This window comes from Bacterioplanes sp. CLAM21 (genome assembly GCF_059641015.1).
Window position 1 is genome coordinate 4,055,031 of sequence record NZ_CM184929.1, and the last position, 19,742, is coordinate 4,074,772.

The window sequence follows — 19,742 nt, forward strand, 5'->3', positions numbered from 1 at the left end:
GTTATTATGGGCCAGAAATAGCTGCCAGCCGCCGCTTGGCTAGCGTCAACACTGTAGCGACGACGAGATGACAGATATGTGTCAGCGCGCCCAGTGCAACGAAATTTCGTCGCTACGGCAAGCGCCAGATGGGCCACTTTGTCAGGCTGACGTGGATGGCCTCAGGTATCTGTACAGCAGGCCAACAACCGCTACAATATTCTGACCATAATGTCAGGATAACAATATGACTTACCTACGCGACATGATCGGCTACGGCCAACACCCCCCACACGCCGCCTGGCCCAACAAGGCCCGTATCGCTGTACAGTTCGTCATAAATTATGAGGAAGGTGGCGAAAACTGCGTATTGCATGGCGACAACGCTTCTGAGGCTTTTTTATCGGAAATCGTTGGTGCCCATGCGATGGAAGGCGTGCGCCATATGAATATGGAGTCTATTTACGAATATGGCTCACGTGTTGGCTTTTGGCGTCTGCATCGCATCTTTACTGAGCGCAACCTGCCGGTGACGGTTTTTGGTGTTGCTATGGCATTAGAGCGCCACCCCGATGTGGTAGAGGCCATGCTCAAGGCTGAGTGGGAGATTGCCAGCCATGGTCTGCGCTGGATCGATTACCAACATATAGCGGAAGACGTTGAACGAGAACATATTCGCCAGGCGCTGGAAATTCATAAACGCCTAACCGGGCAATTGCCGGAGGGTTGGTACACCGGGCGCATGAGCCCCAATACCCGCCGCTTAATATGTGAAGAAGGCGATTTTTTATACGATGCCGACAGCTACGCCGATGAATTGCCCTACTGGGTGATTGAAAATGGCCACCCGCATCTGATTGTGCCTTACACCTTAGACGCCAACGATATGCGCTTTGCCACCAATCAAGGCTTTAATTCTGGCGAGCAGTTTTTCCAGTATTTAAAAGACAGCTTTGATGTGCTGTATGCCGAAGGCGAACACAGCCCAAAAATGCTCAGCATAGGTTTGCACTGTCGACTGATAGGCCGCCCTGGGCGGGCTGCGGCGCTGATTCGCTTCTTGGATTATATTCAGCAACACCAGCAGGTATGGGTATGCCGACGAGCCGATATTGCTCGCCATTGGCATGAGCAGTTTCCCGTATAAATAGGCGTTACTGGTCTTTAGGATGAAGCAGCGCCATGGACAGTGTATCCAGGTATAAGCCGTCGACATAAACGGCTTGGCGCTGTCGCCCTTCAAGTTCAAAGCCGAAAGATTGGTACAATGCTATGGCACCGTCATTATTCGCGTGTACCGACAGCTCGATACGAACAACGTTGAGCCAGTTAAAGCAAAAATCTAGTAGATGCTGCATTAACAACCGCGCCACACCACGCCGTCTATGGTTACTTGAAACCGCCAGGCCAAACGAGGCAATGTGCTTTATTCTGGGCTTGGCGGCGTTGCGTATGCATAAATGCCCCATCACAGTTCCATCGTCATCGCAGGCCACAAAATTGTGTGCCATGTGATTGAGCAGACTATCGAACTCAGCTCGCGACATGGACGGCAAATAGGCATTATTGGCCATCACATCCGGTTCTAAATAGATGCGATACAAGGCATCTGCATCAGCGTCTTGAAATGGGCGAACCTTCATGCCTGCCTCTCTTGCCAGTGCTCACGGTTTAAGCCATACACAGCATGATCGATCACCCGACCGTTAATGTTTTCTGCACGGCTGATAGTGCCTTCCAGGGTAAACCCTAAACGTTCACACACCGCACGACTTGGCTGGTTCTGCTCAGCCGCAGAGATCTGCACTTTTTGCATGGCAAGATCATTAAAGGCCATGTGAATGAGTGCGGTCACAGCTCGACTAACAATGCCTTTTCCCTGGTAGTCCTGGCGCAGCCAATAGCCAATTTCCACCTTGTTGAGGCTATGGTTGATACTATTAAAACTGATATTTCCGGCCACGCTTCCGTGATACAAGATGGCGCAGGTCAATGATTTGCCATCAGCATAATCATGCAATGAGTGTTTAATAAACTGTAAAAAAAAGTCTTCGCCATCGGCCAGGGCTGGCCAGGCGAGCCACTGTGATAAATACTCTCGCTGCTGCTCGACTATTGCCCAGTACTCTTTGGCAAAGCTGGGCTGAACCAGTGCTAAGGTGATTTCGTCATCGACTATCTTGCTAAACATGCTAATCCTTGATGTGAGTCGGCTAGGGTTGCAGCAGCTTTGCCATCAACCATTCATTAATAGTTTCACCGTCGATTTTCATGCTATCGCGCTTTAGGCCTTCTTTTTCAAAGCCCATGCGCTGGTACAGTGCAATAGCAGCGTGGTTGTGCTCCATCACGGTCAGCTCCAAACGGTGCAAGCCTTGCTTTTCAGCCCAAGCTTGCATATGTGTCATCAGTTGTGTGCCAATACCCTGACCCGCCCAGGCCTGACTCACAGCAATCACACAGTTGGCAACATGGCGATTACGCTGCCACGGGTTACCGATACAGGCCACAAAGCCCAGCAATTCAGAGTCATGTTCAGCGACAAAAATACGTTGATTATGACTTTGGTTAAAACGCTGCAAGGCCAGGGTTTGATCGTCTAGGGTTGTCGGCCGCTCGCCCGGCTCAAACAACATAAACTGGCTTTCTTTATCCAGCTGCTGAAATAGTTCAAGCAGAGACTCAGCATCGTTTACCTCAGCTGATCGGATCATCACTGTCATGGATAGACCTTATCAAAATGCTCTAATACCAGCTCAGAGTCTTCATTAAACTCGGTGCCCACTTCCTCGGCATACTGGCTGAAGAACTTAATATGCGCATCACGCCACCATTCATAGCTGCCATCTCCTTCGCCTTCGGCTGCCGCAAATTCAGGCCCCACTTGATTAAAGGGGCAAATAGCGACCTTGCTGGTGCGAATAATACATACTGGCTGCTGGCTCCAGTTGAGTACCAGAGTTAAACGCCCCACTGCCGGTAACGGCTCATTTTCGATCTCATACGCCGATTTTAAGCTGCAGGTGGCTGTCTTTTTACCAATAGTAATCAACCGAGCACATTCATTGGCATTGTATTCATCGGCGCAAAAGTGCTCAGCCACCATTTGCGCTGCCGGTGGAAGTTGATCCGTTGGCAGTTGATCAAGATATTGCTGTAAATACTGTTGCTGCTCTGGTGTCATGGTGTTTCTAGCCGAATTTGGTAAAGATAATTGTCACTGCCGTACAGAGCTTTGCTGCCAATATGGGTAAAGCCTAAGCGTTGCAACAGTTGATTGGAGCGCTGGTTTGTTGGCAAGGTGACGGCCTGAATAGTCTCCAGCGACTGCTGAGCGGCCCAGTTCAGCACAGCAATGCAGGCCTCATAGGCGTATCCCTGGCCAGTATATTGCTGCAGCAAGGCATAACCTAAATCTGGGTATTCAAGTTCCGCACGTTTAACCAAGCCGCACATGCCGATAGCCTTGGCCGTGTGTTTATCTTCGATTAAATACAAACCAAAACCATATTGCTGATAACTGGCCAGCAGCGTGTCGCTAATATAGGCCTCGGCGTCGGCAGTGGTGCGCAGCTGTTTATCACCAATATTGTTAATAAAAGCGTCTTCATTAAATAGCTGCAAAATAGCCTCAGCATCCGCCAGCCGATACTCAAGAATGTTTAGCCGCTCGCTCTCGCACACCATGCTCATGTTAAGATTCCTGGCTCATCAGGCCATCGTTAGCCGCTTGTTCTAGCTTGGGTCTTATTACCTGCCACAATGCATCACTGCCTTTACCAATACGGGTGTTGACTGCCAATACCTGCTTAAGACTAATGCCATGCTGCTTCCAGCTGTGGCCCTCTCCGTGCAGGTTATGCAATAACGGCGGCACACGATCAATGGCCCTTGCATACTGCGAATCTTTGCTGGCGCCGGTTTCGAATTCTATCCACAAGTCTAATAGCGGCTGGCGCATCTTTTCAGGCAGCAAGGCCAATAGACGTTCAACTCCTTGCTGTTCTAGCTGTTTATTTTCAACGGTTTCACTGGCGTAAATAATGGTATCACCCGCATCGATTTCGCCCAGGTCATGAATTAACAGCATCTTCATCACACGCTCAATGTCGATATCTTCATTGGCATAGTCTTTAAATAGAAGCGCAGTTAAGCAAGCATGCCAGCTATGTTCGGCTGAATTTTCATAACGATCAAGCCCCACTGGCCGGGTTTTACGCTGCACATCTTTGAGCTGTTCAATCGCCACGACAAAATCAAGAATTTGTTGAATAGCATCCATCGCTTCACCTCTCTCGTTAGCCTTGAGGCAATATATCACAGCGCTATTAACAAACAGGCAAATAAAAAGGCCCATGCAGGGCCTTTAAAGGTGAACGTGGTGGGTCATGATTAAGAAGACAATCGAAAAAAGCTCACTTTGGATTTTAGTGTATCCGCCAGGGCACCCAAGCGCTGGCTTTGCTGATCAGTTTGCTCGGCTGAACGGGCAATGTCAGCCATGGCCTCGCTGATATGGCCAATATTAAAGTTAATTTCATCGGCCACCTTGGTTTGCTCGCTGACGGCATCGGCAATGCGGCTGTTCATATGGGAGATTTCACCGACTTCTGAGCGAATTTGCTGCAGCGCCGTGCGTGCTTCTTGTGTTTGCTCAACGGTGTCGTTGGCCTGCTTTTGACTCTCCACCATGGCTTGTACGGTTTCTTCAGCATCAGCTTGTAAGGTACCTATCATGTCACTGATTTCACCGGTGGAGGTTTGTGTACGCTGCGCCAAGTTACGAACTTCATCGGCCACCACCGCAAAACCTCGGCCATGCTCACCTGCGCGGGCGGCTTCAATGGCCGCGTTAAGCGCCAGCAAGTTGGTTTGCTCGGCAATGGAGTTAATGGTTTCGATAATGCTTTCAATATTGCCACTGCGCTCCGATAAACGCTGAGCAACGGCGGTAGACTGCTCTAATCGCTGCGCCAGTTGCGACATCATATTGGCGTTGTGCTCCACCACTTTATGCCCACGGTCGACTTCACTATCGGCTTTTTGTGCGGCATCGGCTGCTGCTTTAGCGTGATTGGCCACTTCACTCACCGACTGCGACATCTCCGTAACCGCCGTCGCCATCTGCTCGGTATCGTCAGACTGGCGGTTGATCAGCCGGGAGTTTTCCGATGCTAATTGCTGCATATTATTTGAGGTATTTTCCATATCGTTAGATGCCTGCTGCACATCGGCCAATACGTCATTCAGTTTTTTTGTCAGCTCACGTGCTGACGCCATCACACTGCCGGGCAATACCGCATAATTTTCAATGCGCAAATTGCCATCGGCCATAGAGCGCATGGCCTTAGCAACACTGTCCGGCTCGGCCCCCAGTGTGCTACGCACACTGCGTATGATGACAATCGCCATGCCAATACCTAGAACCACCGCAGCCAAAAACGCCAGCACCATAGTGGTACTAAAACCATCGGCAATGGCTCGCACATCCTTCACACCTGCACGAATGGCCTTTTCTTGGGCATCGATATAAACATTAATCACCTTCAGCCACTGACTGTAGGCCGGCCCGACCTCGGATAGCACCAGTTTACGACTGGCTTGCAGATCACCACGCAACCGCGCCTGAGTCACTTTTTCTGACGCTGCTAAGGCGGTTTTTTCAGCTTGTTCAATGGCTCGTATCATCGCCAGCTCGCCACTATCTGGAGGACGCTGTTGATGCAACTGCTCAAGCTTGTTACGAGCTTGGTCGTAAAAATCCGCCAGCTCACGAATATCGTTTTGTATGCCTGATAAGGCGCTGTCATTTTCCGTCAGCACCAAATCACGCAGAGCAATCGCCCGGTCATGAACACTGCCCCTAAAGTTGATGGCGGCGCGCTGCTGTGGACTAAACTCGTCGTTGATCTCGTTCATCAGCGAGTCAATCACGCCCACTCGTTGTATACCCACTAAGGTAACCAACAAGATCAGTGACAAGACCGCACCAAAGCCCAGCATCAGTCTTTGAGTCAGACTCATTTGTCCTAACATATTTTGCCCCCTGTGTTTGCATACTCTGCCAAGGTCATACGCTACACAGTGTAGCCAGTACTGGCGTTCTGGCTTAGAGATGGCAGCAAAGCTACTGACTTTGAATGATCTGCCGAAACCGCTCCGTTAGATATGGGGCTTAGCTGTGCACCAGACTCAGTGCTCAGCCTTGTGGTAGTTGCATGGAAAAATGGTGACTGGCGATATAAAAGCCTTCACGCAAGTAAAACTTATGGGCAGCAAAGCGCTGTACGCCCGAGTCTAGATGCAGCTGCTGACAGTGCTGACTAATCGCGTATTGTTTCAGCCAATCAATAAGACGCTTGCCCATGCCGGCAGAGCGATGCTGATCGCTGGTGACCAGGTCATCGACATACAAGTGTTTGCCCCAGGCTAGCTTTTCACCGATGTAAAATCCGGCCACCGCGAGGACCTCGCCTTGCTGCTCAACATAAGCCAGCTGGTAGCCTTGTGACTGCTGCTTATTAATTTGCTCGCTCATGGCTTTTTTACTGTAAGCTGGCCGTAGCTGGCGCAACAAGGCAGACACGGCGTCTTTTGGCCCGGTTGCTGATAATAATTGCACGGTTATTTCTGCACAGTTTTCAGTTGCTGTTGCCATTGCCGCTCCGCTACTGTTGATACCACTGCAGCGCTAACGCTTCGTGGTGCTGGACAAACTCATTTTTGTAATCGCAATAAAAGTCCATGTCATTGTTGCACAGCTGTGCCGCCTGCAGCTTTAGCTTGGCGTAGTCCTCAGCAACAGATGGATGAGCTTTTAGGTAGTCGCGAAACGCCAAATGACGGATGGCAGCGCTTGAGTCCACTTCGAATGCGTGCACATGATGCGTGCGCTGATGTTGGCTACTTTTGCGAAAATACCGCCGGCCCGGTATACCAAACTCGCCTTTTACTTCATAACCAAGTCCTTGCATGGCGTCAGACTCATCGTCGAGTGCCTTAAGGTCATGCACTTGCAGCTGTATGTCGATAATGGGCTTCGCCGCCAGCCCCGGCACTGAGGTGCTGCCGATGTGCTGCACAGCATGCAGGTTACTTGCCGTTAGGACGCCGGTTATTTTTTGTGCTTCTTGCTTAAACATCTGTGGCCATGCCGGATTGGCTGCGACCACGGTAAGAATTCGCTGAGTCATTGTTTCATACTACTTAAAATGATTGTTCATTCGTCAGTCAAACTGGGCGGTAAAACACGCAAGTTATAACCCGTTTATAAGAGCAGGCAACTGTTCAAAGTGTAAGCAGACGCGATCGGCCTCGGCGCAATGTTTGCCAAAAAAACCCGGTATATAGACTGTTTTCATGCCTGCTTGGTGAGCACCTTGAATATCAGCAATGGGATTATCGCCCACAAAAATAGCCTGCGATACAGGCACAGCTAAGCGCTCACAAGCGAGTTGAAAAATAGCCGCATCGGGTTTTCTCAGTTCCACTGCCTCCGAGACAATCACCACATCAAAATAGTCGCACAGCCCTAGGGCCTGAAAATTACGCTCCTGAAACGGTGTTTTACCATTAGAAATCAGGCCCAAGCGATAACCCTGTTGATGCTGTGTTTTGATCGCTGTACTGACACCCGGCTTTTCTTGGCAAAAGCCTGCAAAACACAACTCATAACTGCTCAGCAGTTCCTGTATCGACCAGCCTTGAATCGCAAACTCGTCGATCAACTGTTGATAAACGCGATCTTTCCAAACCCGGCCATTGTCTAGGACACCTCTGAGTAATTCTGCACAGCTCTGCGCGAGTGCTGTAGGCTTTCAGAACAAGGCGGCGCTGGCAGGAAATGGCCAGCCCTTTTCAACATCGCCAACGACGTTATGGAGGCCTACCGTCCGCGCCCTGCGGGGAGCGCCAGAGAACTCCAGCTCTGTGTCGCCGATTTTTGCTGTAGCCTTGCTAGAGCAGCAAACCAGCTTCGTGATCTAGAGCCCTCTGGCGATCCAGAGCGGGCACCGAATTACCCAGAGGTGTCCTCGTTCTACAAAGCGATCGCAAAACTGCTGGGCATTATTGATCTGGTTGCGCAACATGCCACCAGCCTGCCATAGAGCAAACCGCTTAAGCGAGGCTGTGCGATCGAGTAGGGTTTCATCCAAATCAAATAATACAGCGCGTTGTTCAGATGACTCAGCTGCTGGCTGCATTAATCTTCCTTGTCTTTTTTCACTAAGGCTTTGGCACTCTGCCCGAGTGAATCAACATCGATGCCTTGCTGTTGTAATAATTTTTCAAACAGCGGCATAAGCTCACCTAGGCTTTCTTGCAGGGTATCGCGCACGGTATCCACCACCACCTGGGTGCCGCGCTCGATTTCAACGTTGATCAAGCTGCCGGCTTGTTTATCTTCAAAGGTCGTCATGCGACGGGTTTCGGGAATCAGCCAGACTTCAAACCAACCTTGCTGTTTATCCACTTCCGCCAAGGTCAGGCTGGCACCATTTAGGGCAATATAGCCTTTGGGGAAGATGTAGCGTTTCCAGGCATCCGGCAACGCAAAACGAATGCAATAATTGTCTTCTACCTGGCGCACTTCCAGCACCTCGGTATTAAAATCGACATGACCCGACAACGGATGGCCGCCAATTTCAGCACCGTCTTTAGCCGCGCGCTCGACATTGATGCGATCGCCCGCCTGATATTGGCTTAAAGTGGTAATGTTCAAGCTTTGCAGCATGACATCAAACTTTACCCGCACCTCAGACAGCAGTTCCGTCACCGTTAGACAGACGCCATCCACCGCTACGCTGGCACCAATTTCTAGTTCATCACAAAAGCCGGGCTCAAAGTGAATTACAAAAGTGCGAATGCCTTGATGGTCTTGGACGTCTTCCAGGGTGGCGACGGACTGCACGATGCCGGTAAACATAACTTCTCCACGGAATAGATGCTGACAGAGTGCTTATTTTGCTACAGGGCTGTGGTCCGCACCAGCCAAGGATCAAACTGTGCGTGGATCAGTGTGTTGACACGTTTGCTCATGAGCCTGTGCTTAGCTTTCTCTCACAACTGCCTGTACCAACTGCTGTAGCACCGCATCGCCGCCCTGTTGCAAGGCCTGCTGATATAGCGCGTACACCTCAGCATCGTGCTGCTGCAAATAATAAAAGCCCGCCTTGGAACCCAAAAACCAGCGCTGGCGCAATTTAAAATAGAATTCTAACAAGTCCGTCAGCAACCAGTGGCGCCGGTACAAGGACTCAATTTCCTGCTGGCGCGAGCGCTGCAGCATTTTATGGCTCCAAGCAACTATATGCTGGCGTTCATCGACGCTCAAAGGCTCGGGGCCTTGCTCAAAGCGCTGCTGCAACTGCTGTAAAAAAGCCTTGCCCTGCCCTTGCCGATCCAGCAGTAATTCACCGCCAACAAAGCGTAAAAATTCCTCCCGGCTGGCGTCGGCCTCGTGGCTGGCATACAACCAGGCATCCAAGGGCACACCGTCAAACAGACGATGATCTTTTTTCACATCGGGTGTTGGGCAAAAACAGGCGATATCAATATCACTGCTGGCAGTAGAATCACCCCGAGCAATGGAGCCATATAAAATAATAAAATCAGGCTGATGCAGGCGAGCCAGTTCTTCGGCCGCACGCAAGGCGATGGTTTTCATGGCTGTCCTTAAAGAAAAACGGATAACTGCGAAACTTTGGCAAACCCCGGTGCGATGATTGTGCAGAACCGACGGAGCTAGTGCCTGAAGAAAAAAGCTGACGACAGGCGCCTCTGAGCAGGCGCCTGTATATAGGGGAGAAGAGCTAAGGCTTTAAGTGATCGGCCACCAAAAACGCCATTTCCAATACCTGATCAGCATTGAGGCGCGGGTCACACTGAGTGCGATAACACTGGGCCAGGTCATCTTCGCTGATCTGGTAAGCACCGCCCGTGCATTCGGTGACGTGCTGGCCTGTCATTTCCAGATGAATGCCGCCGGCATGGCTGCCCTCTGCGCGATGTACATCGAAGAACTCACGAATTTCACCAATGACATCATCGAAATTACGGGTTTTATAGCCACTGGAAGCTTTACGCGTATTGCCGTGCATCGGATCTGATGACCACACCACATGGCGACCTTCGCGTTGTACAGCCTGCACCAAAGATGGCAAGGCTTCACCCAGCTTATTAACCCCCATACGAGTAATCAGGGTTAAACGGCCAGGGTCATTGTTCGGATTCAGCGCGTCGATTAAACGAATCAGCTCGTCAGGCTGCATGCTCGGACCGACCTTAACGCCTACCGGGTTATGAATGCCACGGAAAAACTCGATATGGGCATGGTCCAGCTGACGGGTGCGCTCACCAATCCACAGCATATGGGCCGAGCAGTTATAGTATTTGTCTGTGAGGGTATCGACCCGGGTCAATGCCTGCTCATAGTTCAGCAGCAATGCCTCGTGGGAGGTAAATAGCTGAGTTTCGTGCAGGGTCGGATGGGTGTTGGAATTAATTCCCACCACATTCATAAAGGCCAGGGTATCCTGAATGCGATCGGCCAGCGCCTGGTATTCATTTTTCAGTGGATTATTTTCCACAAACGCCATATTCCAACCATGCACCTGATGCAGATCGGCCAAACCGCCTTGAGCAAAAGCGCGCAGCAGGTTCATGGTCGCTGCCGAGCGATGGTAGGCATCCAGCATGCGTTGTGGATCAGGACGACGCGCTGCTGCGGTAAAGTCGTACTGATTAACAATATCGCCGCGATAACTCGGCAGAGTCACGCCATCGATGGTTTCATTATCGCTGGAGCGCGGCTTGGCATATTGACCCGCCATACGCGCGACCTTAGTCACCGGGCAATGGCCGGCGTAGGTCATGACAATGGCCATTTGCAAAATGACTTTAAAGGTGTCACGAATCTTATTGGCGCCGAACTCGCTAAAGGATTCAGCACAGTCACCACCTTGCAGCAAAAAGCCACGGCCTTGCGCGACTTCACCCAACTGGCGATACAGCTCGCGGGTTTCCTGTGCAAACACCAGCGGAGGGTAAGCACTGAGCTGCTGCTCTACCTGCGCTAACGCGTCGGGGTCATCGTAATGAGGTTGTTGCTGGATTGGCAGTGAGCGCCAACTATCGGGTTGCCAGGTCACGGTATGTCTCTTGTACAGCTGTTCATTATGGAATCCGACACTATAACTCAAGCGCGCGCATTGCAATCTCTCTCTGTCTTGAGAGTGCATCAGGGTTACAAATGGCTGGCCATTCGGTGCATATGCCTTGAGCACTGCACCGCTCTGCGCGAGTGCAGCAGGCTTGCAGAACGACGTTATGGGAGCCTGACGCCTGCGCCCTACAGTGAGCGCCAGCAGTTTTATCTCTGCCTTCCTTCCCTGACCTCTATTGACTTATCCGTTAGTAGTCTTGTAAGCCTGCCGCACTTTGCCGACCTTAGTAACTTCCCTTGATTGCTGATGCAGCCAGCTTGCTGCCGGCCTGGCCCGATAAGGATGTGCATATGAACAGCTATAGCCGTGGCGCCACAGAGCCCCAGTTATTACACCAAACCATTGGCGATTGCTTTGACCAAACAGCTAAGCGCTGGCCCGACAACCTGGCCCTGGTTTGCCGCCAGCAAGAGATTCGCTGGAGTTATCGCCAGCTACAGCAGCATGTGAATCACTGTGCTCGGGCATTATTGGCATTGGGAGTTGAGGTCGGTGATCGGGTCGGTATCTGGTCACCCAACAATGCCGAGTGGTGCATTACCCAATTGGCCAGCGCCAAAATCGGTGCTCTTCTGGTCTGCCTCAACCCCGCTTATCGCCTGCATGAAGTGAAGTATGCGCTGACTCAGTCGCAGTGCTCGGTTGTGATCGCTGCGGAGCGCTTTAAGGGCTCTGACTATAGCGCCATGCTGCAGCAGCTGGTGCCTGAACTAAGCCACCATCAAGCCGGCAAGATTCGCAATCAAGAGCTGCCCTATTTACGGGCTGTCGTTAGCCTGGCCGAGGAACCTACTAGCAAAGCAATGATGAGCTGGAAGCAACTGCAAGGGATGGCGACACAGGTTTCTGCTGCAGCCCTTGCAGAGCGACAAGCCAGCCTGCATTGCCAGCAGGCCATTAATATTCAATACACCAGCGGCACCACCGGCTTTCCCAAAGGAGCCACCCTTAGCCACCACAATATTTTAAACAACGGCTTTATGGTGACGGAAAACCTGGGCTTTAGTGAGCACGATAGACTGGTCATTCCGGTGCCCTTGTATCATTGTTTTGGCATGGTGATGGGCAACCTTGGCTGTATCAGCCACGGTGCTGCGATGATTTATCCTGGCGAAGCTTTTGACCCGCTAGAAGTGCTAGAAACCGTGCAACAAGAAAAAGCCACGGCGTTATACGGTGTGCCTACCATGTTTATTGCCGAACTGGCAGTTCCGGATTTTGAGCAGTTTGATCTCAGCTCATTGCGCACCGGCATTATGGCCGGCGCCAGCTGCCCGGTGGAAGTGATGAAACAAGTGATGGAAAAAATGCACATGCAGCAGGTGCAAATCGCTTACGGCATGACAGAAACCAGTCCAGTCAGCACCCAGACCCAAGGCAACGACCCAATAGAAAAACGCGTTAGCAGTGTTGGCCGTACCCAGCCACACCTGCACAGTAAAATTATCGACCCCTACGGTCACACCGTTGAACGCGGCACCATTGGCGAGCTATGTACCAAAGGCTACAGCGTTATGCTGGGCTATTGGAACAATGCAGAGGCCACACAACAAGCCATTGATAGCGACGGCTGGATGCACACCGGCGATTTGGCCTGCATGGATGATGACGGCTATATCAGTATTGTCGGGCGCAGCAAAGATATGGTAATTCGTGGTGGTGAAAATATTTATCCACGAGAAATCGAAGAGTTTCTGTATAGCCACCCGGCCATAGAGGATGTTCAAGTCACTGGTGTGCCAGACGCCAAATACGGAGAGGAACTGCTGGCTTGGGTGATTATTAAACCCGGTGAGCTGTTAACTGAGCAGGCACTACGTGACTTCTGCCAACAACACATCGCACACTACAAGGTTCCACGCTACTTTCGCTTTAGCGATGAGTTCCCTATGACAGTGACGGGGAAAATCCAGAAATTTAAAATGCGAGAGATTAGTATCGAAGAATTGGGGTTAGAGTCTTAATGCGAGACCCACAGCTCCGATGGATAGCCTGTTCATCGGGGCCCGATATTGAAGATCATAGGAGTCTCCGGTTTTATTATCGTCTTTCCATCAACACCAATAACTTCACGGGTTGATTCAGGCATAACGGTATTACACTAACTGTTTCCCTAACTTTTGCAGGCTCTGTATCGAGTCAAGACCTTGTGTTACTGCTAGCTTTAAGGCAACCGTTAACTTAGCAACATAAGGGATATGCAATGCCAGGACAGTACCCCAACAAAATACGCAGCCTGCCACTCTATGATGGCCGCTTCGATGCTTATCAGCTGGATGCCGATTCGGCCCAGGTATTATTTGCTTCTTATCCAGCTGGAACCGAAATACCACCCCACCGACACGATACCGATAACCATGGCGTTATTATTCGTGGCGAATTGATACTCAGCATGAACGGTGAGACTCAGCGTTTTGCCGTGGGGGATTGGTACCATGTTCCGGCAGGCGTCGAGCATGCTGCTCGATTTGAGCAAGAAACCGATGAGATTGAACTATGGTTTGACCCGGCATCAATCTAACAGCAATATCTTACTACTCTGCCCATAGCTGAAAGAGAGTGTTCAATCCTTCAGCCAAGGGAAATCGAAATTGCAGCTAGCAAACGATAATCAGACCAGCATTATCCTGCTATAGATGGTTAGAATGTGTCTGCTGGATTTTAGCCTTAATCCATTTCCCAGCAGCTTTTAGCTGGTCATCATGCCAAGCACCTTGATAGCAACTACCGGTTTTCCAAACAGCGCCAGTGCGAAAGTCATCGGAGTAGTTCCAGTTGATCCAGCTGATTTTTTTCTGATTCATTAACCTTACATATAAATCAGCGCTGTAAAAATCGTTATAGCCATCACCGCTATAAGTCTGAGTGCCCCATTCAGTAACAAAAATAGGCAATACGTCAGAAGCCTGATCTAACATGTTGCGGTAATAAACACCGTGGGAGGCCGCATAAAAATGAAAGCTGTACATGATATTGTCAAAGTCTAGCGGCATATCCAGGATATCTTGATAGCTGCGCCCGTCGGATACCCCTAAGCTAGCCCAACCATGTGTTCCCACTAAAATGGGCGCATCGGCATCAAATTGGCGAATCCAAGGAATCATCTGACTGGCGTAGCGATGAATATCTGCCCAGGCTACGCCATTAGGCTCATTAGCAATGTCATAAATAATATTGTTTCTGTGCTGGTTTGCCTGCGCAATATTTTTAAAAAATTGCTTGGCGATCTGCAAATTATAATTTGGATCACCCGGGCTAAGCTGGTGCCAGTCAACCAGTACATAGCGGCCTCGTTGTGACACTTCTTCTATTAAATGTTGCACTTGCTCGGTAAAACCCTGCGGATCTGTTTCATAGCCACCTTCCTGCACATACAATGAGAGGCGCACAATATCGACCTGCCAGTCATTTGCCAGCACATCCAGGGACGATGGGGTTAAACAGTTACCCCAGCCATACCATTGCAAGCCATGAGTACTCATACCCACCAGCTGCACCGGCGTTTGATGCTGGTCGCATAGTTGCGTGCCACACACACTGAGCTGACCATGCTGTTCGACGGGAGTATTTTTATGCCCGATAACGGCTGCATTTAGAGCAGATGGGCTACAGAAACAGTACAGTAAATATGCAATGATAAGCTTTCTATTGGACATCCGTGTATTCCTATGGGAAGCAGATATGTATAGCGTCGAGGCGATACTATGCTCACCAGCATAAGCTCAGCAGACATGCCTGGGCATCCGTAAAAAAGGTGATTTCTTGCCAGCAGTGCTCAGCTAAGGCCCATGTCTCGAAATACGCCCCCCCTTGCTTTCTGTAACCTTTCACCCACACTCTTGGACACCGATTGCCGTTATCTTGTATAAGATAAACATGACCAAGTTATCCACAGCTTTACTACTGCTCTGCGTTATCGTGACTCCCTGCCAGGCGTCGACACTGACTTGGTGTGCGTACTACAACTGGAACCCTTGGATCTACCCAGTAGATAACGGCTATGCCGGAATACTCATTGATCAACTGAACCTATTCAAAAAAAATAATCCCCAGATCAAGGTTGAAGCAAGAATTATTGAAAACTGGAAGCGCTGCCAAGTAGAAGTCGAAGCTGGCAACGTCACCATGATTCTAGGCGCCAATAAAACTCCTGAGCGAGCACTGATATTTGACTATTTAGAGGTGCCTGCCTTTGTCAACAAAAGCAGTGTCAGCGCCTATAGCTCTGTCGATAACGATCGGATGAATAATCTGAAATCACTGGATGAACTCAGCCACTACCATCTAGCACTGGTCAGAGGGGACACCTTTGGCGGCCGTATTGATGATCATATACAAGGTCTGCCCAGCACTCATATCTCACTCACCAACTCACATATTCAGTCGCTGAGAATGGTGAAGTCAAAACGTGTAGATTACGTTCTCTTACAGGAAGGGCTGCTGGGACCGCTGATCACTGAGCACAGCCTAGAAGACCCTGAACTCAATCAATCGGACTTTAAAACGCTGCTGACCGTATCTCGCGAAACGCCAGCCTATTATGCGTTTGGCAAAGGCACTGATGGCCTGACCCTGTATGCAGAGGCATGGAAAAAAACGCTAAAACAGTATTTTTCATCCGTTGATATTGATGCCGAAATTATTAGACACAAGAAGCAAAAACAACGGCCAAAATAGGGCCTGCTGCACAGGCCCTAGTCCAGCTACGAGTCAGGTAGCAACACCACATCGCGTTGGCCAAAAAATTCAAAGCCACAACCCAGCGCCACACCTTTCGACGATAAGTTATGCGATTGATGTCGATATTGGGGCTCATAACCCAGCTCATAAGCATGTTTCGCCAACGCTTGCACCACGGCTTTGCCATGGCCCTGACCACGGAAGTCAGGTAGCGTTAGTACGCCCATATCGGCAATTTTTGAATTGTCCCACGGATACATGCTGGCAGCCGCCACCAAGCGGTTATTCACTACAGCACCAAAAACACGCCAGTGATCTAACTCAACGTAGGCGTCATCCAGATCTTGCTCTGTGGCTGACTCCTCAAACGCCTTAAATAACGCGGCATCGTCGGCAGTTAAACGGCGCACATGGGGAGCCAGAGTACGATTTAGTATGCTATCTCGCTGGTTGGCCGGAAAATAATACAGATTATCTTCACCATAAAATTCCAGCCCACGCTCTACCAGAGCCTGCTGCAAACGCTGTTCGGATACTGGCCAACTTGGACCTAGCTGTAATAATTCAGCCATCTTTGGTGTCATGCACAGCCATTGCTGATCACCACTGTGCTGCAATTGCATCAAGGGGTATGCGGAGTTGCTGCTCACTACGACGGATTGCTGCTGGCCGGAAAAAAGCATGTTGCCTGGCAAAAAACGCTGCTGCCAGAAATCGAGAATACTACTTGCAAAAACAGGCATAACTGATCCTTTATTATAAGGCCAGAGCACACGCATGTTAGGGAGATGTCGTTGTGAGGTTACTCGCTACCAGACGAGTAGGATCGGCAAAGATTGTACCGGCTATGTAAATCAGAGCTAGCGCTGGGACGCAAAGATTGTGTCAATTGATCCATTGGGCACATAGCTGTGTTGCACGCCCGACCCAATGCCCTTGGGCCCAGTACACTATAGCCATAGTTACTTATCATGCTGTTTTTATGTCAACCACCTGTACCCGTCCGCCTGTAATTCAACGCTACCAGACTCATTGTGTATGCTCTTTGGTCGATGTTTTCTGCCGTGCTGTTCATCATATTGATGATCAGTATTACGATCAAAAGCAAAAGAACGTCTGGGCGCCGTTACCTGCCGATATGGATTTTTGGTACCGCCGCTTTGCTCAAACTCAGCCCTGGGTGGCACTGGTGCATCAAAGAGTCGCTGGTTTTATTGAGCTCGATGAGCAAGGTCATATCGATTGCCTGTACGTTGATCCCGATTTTCAGCAGCAAGGTATAGGGACTGCATTATTACAGCATGTTATTCAGCATGCTCAACAGCAAGGGCTAAGCCAATTGAGCGCGGATGCTTCTCGCTGCGCACGCTCGCTATTTTTGCAGCACGATTTTATTGAGCAAAACATTCAGGTGCTGCGTCGTCGTGGCGTAATGCTGGCCAACCACCAAATGTTACGTTCACTATAGTTAGCACTCACCAACCCGTTAACACATACAAACCGGTTAACGCTTGATCTGTGGCTGTCAAAGTACGACCACTTTGGGGTAATGCACTGTCGCTGCGCCTCTGATCTTGATACAAATACAGTTACAAATCGTTTGCATTAAACACTTGTTTCATTAGTATCCCTTGTCGGTTGGCCCTGCCCACATGGCGCAGCGCTGCCACCTGATAATGACAAGCGATAGGCAGCTTAATTATGCCCCTGGGAATATTTATGATCTGGCCAGCCCTGCATCTTATGTATGGCGTTGGCGAACACCGCAGTCAGCGCATAGCAAAACACCGTCGTTATTCCGGCTTGTTAGCGCTGTTATTTAGCCTGGCCTGGATGGGTCAGCCCTTTGGCTGGGAGCAAGGCGGATTTTATTGGCTATTCAGTGTCATAGCCTGCGCTGTGATTTTTGTGCAGCTGCGTATCTGGTGGCCACGCAGCGTGTTAGTGCTCACTGCGATTAGCGCTTTGGGAGGCCTGTATGTCGGTCTGGTCTGATGGTCAAGGCAACTGGCCACGATTAAATTCCACCTTAAGTCGAGTGACAGCAGCCTTGCTCGGCGCCCTGATCGCCACGGTATTACTCACGCTGTGCATCACCCTTTGGTGGCCGTTTGGTGATGCGGTCGAGCAGATCTTTGCTGGTGGAGTATTTTTCTTTGTTTTTTGGGCCGGTTTTTTTTACTGGGCGCTGTTGTCCCGTAGTGGCTTGCAAGCGTGGCGGCGCATGCTGACCTTGATGGCCGCCTTGGCCTTAATTAATGCGCTGCATTTTATTGGAGGTTAAGCATGCAACAAGCAACCCATAAAACCCTGTACAACACCCACAGCTGGATCGGCATTTGGTGTGGCATTTTATTGTTTGTGGTGACCTTCTCTGGCCTGCCCGCCATGTTTGCCCATGAGTTGGAGGTGTGGCAATCACCGGCATTAAGCCAACTAAATTCCACCGATGACGCGCAACTCAATCCAATACTGCAGCAAGCCAGAAACGACGGTTTTGATTATAACAATTACTTTATCGTGCCGGAATTGGAGCACGGTTTTGTGCAGTTGTTTCATTTTGAAGAGGGCCAGGAGCCGGATGTGCGCTACTACGATGCCAGCAGTCATCAGGCCATTGATATTGGCCACTCCGATATGGCCCATGTGTTAGAGCACTTACATACCGACCTGCATTTACCCAGTCCTTTTGGCCGCTATCTTGTTGGCTTAGCGGGTATGGCGATGCTGTTATCCATCATTGCCGGCATACTCATACACGTTAAGTGGCGCAAAGAGTTTGTGATGTTGCGCCCTAAACGCAGTTGGCGCCTATTGCTCACCGACCACCATAAACTGCTGGGACTGTGGACCTTACCTTTTGCTTTTATCTTGGCCTTTAGCGGCACCATTTTGGGTTTGCTGGGTTTAGTGTCGCCACTATTAGCTGTGGCCAAGTTTGAAGGCGATGTCGATAAAGCCGTAGCTGCCGTGGTAGGCCCACAAGCCCAAATCAGCGGTACCGCGGCAGCACGCCTCAGCCTGGATGAACTGCAACGCCAGGCACTGACGGTTCAACCAGAACTCGACGTGCACTTTATCCATGTGACTGCCGACGGCGATGCTAATGGTTTGGTGAAGTTCTCTGGCAACCATCACAGCAAGCTCAGTAATTTGCAAAATGTTACTTTGCAGCTCACTGACGGTGAGCTGGTGCATCAGTCTGATGCTGCCGAGCGTGGTCCATTTCAGCGTATTTTTGCCGCAGTCACACCGCTGCATTTTGTGATGTTTGGCGATATGGCATTAAAGGCCTTTTATGCCCTGTCGACCTTGGCTCTCAGCATAATGATTGTTACCGGCAATATGATTTGGCTGGCCAAACTCGACGCACCACACAAGCAAGCCCGAACAAGGCCCCATCCGTTGGCTCGTCTCACCTTAGGCGTCTGCGCCGGCTTAGTGAGCGCCTGTGCAGCACTAATGTGTGCCAGCCCTTGGTTACAAGGCATTGGGCAACAGGCTATGTGGGAAGAAGGTATATTCTGGCTGGTATGGCTGGCTAGCGTATTAATTGCCTTTAGCCCAATAGCACTGAAGCGCCAGTTGCAACTGCAATTAAATGGCGCCAGCGCCTTGCTGCTGCTCGCCTTGCTCGGCGACGGCCTAATGAATGATCGCTGGTTATGGAGTGCCCCCTGGTTGACCGTCGGTGTACATATTGCTTTGTTAAGCTTGGCCGCCATGCTAGCCGCTGCTGCTGCCATGGTGGCACGCCTGCGTGCATCACAGCCGGCAATCAGCTCAGAGCAATCCTATGAGCCAGCCCCAGAGCAAGCTTCAGAGACACTTGCCACCCAGTCTTAGCCTTTGGCATGC

The 19,742-nt window shown here is 50.4% G+C and carries 23 protein-coding genes; 8 read left to right on the top strand and 15 right to left on the bottom strand.

Translation table 11 applies throughout. The features are described from left to right. The first annotated feature begins 226 nt into the window (after nt 1–226). Nucleotides 227–1,126: an allantoinase PuuE gene (gene puuE / locus AC55FS_RS18550; RefSeq protein WP_496933785.1), complete on the top strand. Its 900-nt coding sequence runs from the start codon at nt 227–229 to the stop codon at nt 1,124–1,126. Nucleotides 1,127–1,133: 7 nt separating this feature from the next. Here puuE and AC55FS_RS18555 read toward each other — a convergent pair whose 3' ends face one another. The 13 genes from AC55FS_RS18555 to AC55FS_RS18615 form a co-directional block, all read right to left on the bottom strand. Beyond that, complete coding sequence (locus tag AC55FS_RS18555) at nt 1,134–1,622, bottom strand: GNAT family N-acetyltransferase (protein ID WP_496933786.1); 489 nt, start codon at nt 1,620–1,622, stop codon at nt 1,134–1,136. Beyond that, entirely contained in the window at nt 1,619–2,170 is a 552-nt protein-coding gene (locus AC55FS_RS18560) for a GNAT family N-acetyltransferase (protein ID WP_496933787.1), read from the bottom strand. The genes AC55FS_RS18555 and AC55FS_RS18560 overlap by 4 nt, the downstream gene beginning before the upstream one ends. A 22-nt stretch (nt 2,171–2,192) precedes the next feature. Beyond that, nucleotides 2,193–2,702, bottom strand: a complete 510-nt coding sequence (locus tag AC55FS_RS18565; protein WP_496933788.1) for a GNAT family N-acetyltransferase — start codon at nt 2,700–2,702, stop codon at nt 2,193–2,195. Next, nucleotides 2,699–3,163 carry an ASCH domain-containing protein gene (locus AC55FS_RS18570; RefSeq protein WP_496933789.1) on the bottom strand — a complete coding sequence of 155 codons (465 nt, stop codon included), beginning with the start codon at nt 3,161–3,163 and terminating at the stop codon, nt 2,699–2,701. Before AC55FS_RS18570 ends, AC55FS_RS18565 begins: the two co-directional genes overlap by 4 nt. Continuing rightward, nucleotides 3,160–3,672 (bottom strand): GNAT family N-acetyltransferase, encoded by a 513-nt coding sequence (locus AC55FS_RS18575; RefSeq protein ID WP_496933790.1) that lies wholly within the window; start codon nt 3,670–3,672, stop codon nt 3,160–3,162. Before AC55FS_RS18575 ends, AC55FS_RS18570 begins: the two co-directional genes overlap by 4 nt. A 1-nt stretch (nt 3,673) precedes the next feature. Continuing rightward, nucleotides 3,674–4,261, bottom strand: coding sequence for an HD domain-containing protein (locus AC55FS_RS18580; RefSeq protein WP_496933791.1), 588 nt, complete (start codon nt 4,259–4,261; stop codon nt 3,674–3,676). A gap of 110 nt (nt 4,262–4,371) precedes the next feature. Next, nucleotides 4,372–6,015, bottom strand: a complete 1,644-nt coding sequence (locus tag AC55FS_RS18585) for a methyl-accepting chemotaxis protein (RefSeq protein WP_496933792.1) — start codon at nt 6,013–6,015, stop codon at nt 4,372–4,374. Nucleotides 6,016–6,178: 163 nt separating this feature from the next. After that, nucleotides 6,179–6,637, bottom strand: coding sequence for a GNAT family N-acetyltransferase (locus AC55FS_RS18590; RefSeq protein ID WP_496933793.1), 459 nt, complete (start codon nt 6,635–6,637; stop codon nt 6,179–6,181). Nucleotides 6,638–6,647: 10 nt separating this feature from the next. Next, entirely contained in the window at nt 6,648–7,172 is a 525-nt protein-coding gene (locus AC55FS_RS18595) for a GrpB family protein (protein ID WP_496933794.1), read from the bottom strand. A gap of 63 nt (nt 7,173–7,235) precedes the next feature. After that, nucleotides 7,236–7,706, bottom strand: a complete 471-nt coding sequence (locus AC55FS_RS18600; protein ID WP_496933795.1) for an HAD family hydrolase — start codon at nt 7,704–7,706, stop codon at nt 7,236–7,238. 476 nt (nt 7,707–8,182) lie between these two features. Beyond that, entirely contained in the window at nt 8,183–8,905 is a 723-nt protein-coding gene (locus AC55FS_RS18605) for a riboflavin synthase subunit alpha (RefSeq protein ID WP_496933796.1), read from the bottom strand. A 123-nt stretch (nt 8,906–9,028) separates the two neighbouring features. After that, nucleotides 9,029–9,646, bottom strand: coding sequence for a nucleotidyltransferase domain-containing protein (locus tag AC55FS_RS18610; RefSeq protein WP_496933797.1), 618 nt, complete (start codon nt 9,644–9,646; stop codon nt 9,029–9,031). A gap of 145 nt (nt 9,647–9,791) precedes the next feature. Next, the gene (locus AC55FS_RS18615) at nt 9,792–11,129 is read right to left on the bottom strand and encodes a class II 3-deoxy-7-phosphoheptulonate synthase (protein WP_496933798.1); all 1,338 of its coding nucleotides are present in this window, start codon (nt 11,127–11,129) and stop codon (nt 9,792–9,794) included. A gap of 365 nt (nt 11,130–11,494) precedes the next feature. Here AC55FS_RS18615 and AC55FS_RS18620 point away from each other — a divergent pair, with 365 nt between their 5' ends. Both AC55FS_RS18620 and AC55FS_RS18625 read left to right on the top strand, forming a co-directional pair. Then, nucleotides 11,495–13,168 carry an AMP-binding protein gene (locus AC55FS_RS18620; RefSeq protein WP_496933799.1) on the top strand — a complete coding sequence of 558 codons (1,674 nt, stop codon included), beginning with the start codon at nt 11,495–11,497 and terminating at the stop codon, nt 13,166–13,168. A 239-nt stretch (nt 13,169–13,407) separates the two neighbouring features. Beyond that, entirely contained in the window at nt 13,408–13,725 is a 318-nt protein-coding gene (locus AC55FS_RS18625; protein WP_496933800.1) for a cupin domain-containing protein, read from the top strand. A 109-nt stretch (nt 13,726–13,834) separates the two neighbouring features. Here the strand turns inward: AC55FS_RS18625 and AC55FS_RS18630 are convergent, their stop codons facing one another. Next, nucleotides 13,835–14,860: a glycoside hydrolase family 5 protein gene (locus AC55FS_RS18630; RefSeq protein ID WP_496933801.1), complete on the bottom strand. Its 1,026-nt coding sequence runs from the start codon at nt 14,858–14,860 to the stop codon at nt 13,835–13,837. Between the two features lie 220 nt (nt 14,861–15,080). Here AC55FS_RS18630 and AC55FS_RS18635 point away from each other — a divergent pair, with 220 nt between their 5' ends. Beyond that, a complete protein-coding gene (locus AC55FS_RS18635; RefSeq protein WP_496933802.1) occupies nt 15,081–15,881 on the top strand; it encodes a substrate-binding periplasmic protein in 801 nt (266 codons plus the stop codon). 26 nt (nt 15,882–15,907) lie between these two features. On the opposite strand, the gene AC55FS_RS18640 is transcribed toward AC55FS_RS18635, so the two are convergent. Next, nucleotides 15,908–16,627: a GNAT family N-acetyltransferase gene (locus tag AC55FS_RS18640; protein ID WP_496933803.1), complete on the bottom strand. Its 720-nt coding sequence runs from the start codon at nt 16,625–16,627 to the stop codon at nt 15,908–15,910. Nucleotides 16,628–16,866: 239 nt separating this feature from the next. Between AC55FS_RS18640 and AC55FS_RS18645 the strand changes: the two genes are divergently transcribed. The 4 genes from AC55FS_RS18645 (at nt 16,867) to AC55FS_RS18660 (ending at nt 19,730) form a co-directional block, all read left to right on the top strand. Continuing rightward, a complete protein-coding gene (locus AC55FS_RS18645; protein ID WP_496933804.1) occupies nt 16,867–17,352 on the top strand; it encodes a GNAT family N-acetyltransferase in 486 nt (161 codons plus the stop codon). 251 nt (nt 17,353–17,603) lie between these two features. Beyond that, on the top strand, nt 17,604–17,879 hold the full coding sequence (locus tag AC55FS_RS18650) for a hypothetical protein (RefSeq protein ID WP_496933805.1): 276 nt from the start codon (nt 17,604–17,606) through the stop codon (nt 17,877–17,879). Beyond that, entirely contained in the window at nt 17,863–18,168 is a 306-nt protein-coding gene (locus tag AC55FS_RS18655) for a hypothetical protein (protein ID WP_496933806.1), read from the top strand. The genes AC55FS_RS18650 and AC55FS_RS18655 overlap by 17 nt, the downstream gene beginning before the upstream one ends. Nucleotides 18,169–18,170: 2 nt before the next feature. Further along, nucleotides 18,171–19,730 carry a PepSY-associated TM helix domain-containing protein gene (locus AC55FS_RS18660; protein WP_496933807.1) on the top strand — a complete coding sequence of 520 codons (1,560 nt, stop codon included), beginning with the start codon at nt 18,171–18,173 and terminating at the stop codon, nt 19,728–19,730. Nucleotides 19,731–19,742 lie beyond the last annotated feature (12 nt).

Bases quoted from the DNA above. Each gene is read 5' to 3' on its own strand.
- AC55FS_RS18580 (WP_496933791.1), bottom strand. From the start codon at position 4,261: ATGGATGCTATTCAACAAATTCTTGATTTTGTCGTGGCGATTGAACAG.
- AC55FS_RS18560 (WP_496933787.1), bottom strand. From the start codon at position 2,170: ATGTTTAGCAAGATAGTCGATGACGAAATCACCTTAGCACTGGTTCAG.
- AC55FS_RS18590 (WP_496933793.1), bottom strand. From the start codon at position 6,637: ATGGCAACAGCAACTGAAAACTGTGCAGAAATAACCGTGCAATTATTA.
- AC55FS_RS18630 (WP_496933801.1), bottom strand. From the start codon at position 14,860: ATGTCCAATAGAAAGCTTATCATTGCATATTTACTGTACTGTTTCTGT.
- AC55FS_RS18570 (WP_496933789.1), bottom strand. From the start codon at position 3,163: ATGACACCAGAGCAGCAACAGTATTTACAGCAATATCTTGATCAACTG.
- AC55FS_RS18595 (WP_496933794.1), bottom strand. From the start codon at position 7,172: ATGACTCAGCGAATTCTTACCGTGGTCGCAGCCAATCCGGCATGGCCA.
- puuE (WP_496933785.1), top strand. From the start codon at position 227: ATGACTTACCTACGCGACATGATCGGCTACGGCCAACACCCCCCACAC.
- AC55FS_RS18655 (WP_496933806.1), top strand. From the start codon at position 17,863: ATGTCGGTCTGGTCTGATGGTCAAGGCAACTGGCCACGATTAAATTCC.
- AC55FS_RS18660 (WP_496933807.1), top strand. From the start codon at position 18,171: ATGCAACAAGCAACCCATAAAACCCTGTACAACACCCACAGCTGGATC.
- AC55FS_RS18640 (WP_496933803.1), bottom strand. From the start codon at position 16,627: ATGCCTGTTTTTGCAAGTAGTATTCTCGATTTCTGGCAGCAGCGTTTT.
- AC55FS_RS18650 (WP_496933805.1), top strand. From the start codon at position 17,604: ATGATCTGGCCAGCCCTGCATCTTATGTATGGCGTTGGCGAACACCGC.
- AC55FS_RS18610 (WP_496933797.1), bottom strand. From the start codon at position 9,646: ATGAAAACCATCGCCTTGCGTGCGGCCGAAGAACTGGCTCGCCTGCAT.
- AC55FS_RS18625 (WP_496933800.1), top strand. From the start codon at position 13,408: ATGCCAGGACAGTACCCCAACAAAATACGCAGCCTGCCACTCTATGAT.
- AC55FS_RS18620 (WP_496933799.1), top strand. From the start codon at position 11,495: ATGAACAGCTATAGCCGTGGCGCCACAGAGCCCCAGTTATTACACCAA.
- AC55FS_RS18645 (WP_496933804.1), top strand. From the start codon at position 16,867: ATGTCAACCACCTGTACCCGTCCGCCTGTAATTCAACGCTACCAGACT.
- AC55FS_RS18585 (WP_496933792.1), bottom strand. From the start codon at position 6,015: ATGTTAGGACAAATGAGTCTGACTCAAAGACTGATGCTGGGCTTTGGT.
- AC55FS_RS18555 (WP_496933786.1), bottom strand. From the start codon at position 1,622: ATGAAGGTTCGCCCATTTCAAGACGCTGATGCAGATGCCTTGTATCGC.
- AC55FS_RS18565 (WP_496933788.1), bottom strand. From the start codon at position 2,702: ATGACAGTGATGATCCGATCAGCTGAGGTAAACGATGCTGAGTCTCTG.
- AC55FS_RS18605 (WP_496933796.1), bottom strand. From the start codon at position 8,905: ATGTTTACCGGCATCGTGCAGTCCGTCGCCACCCTGGAAGACGTCCAA.
- AC55FS_RS18635 (WP_496933802.1), top strand. From the start codon at position 15,081: ATGACCAAGTTATCCACAGCTTTACTACTGCTCTGCGTTATCGTGACT.
- AC55FS_RS18575 (WP_496933790.1), bottom strand. From the start codon at position 3,672: ATGAGCATGGTGTGCGAGAGCGAGCGGCTAAACATTCTTGAGTATCGG.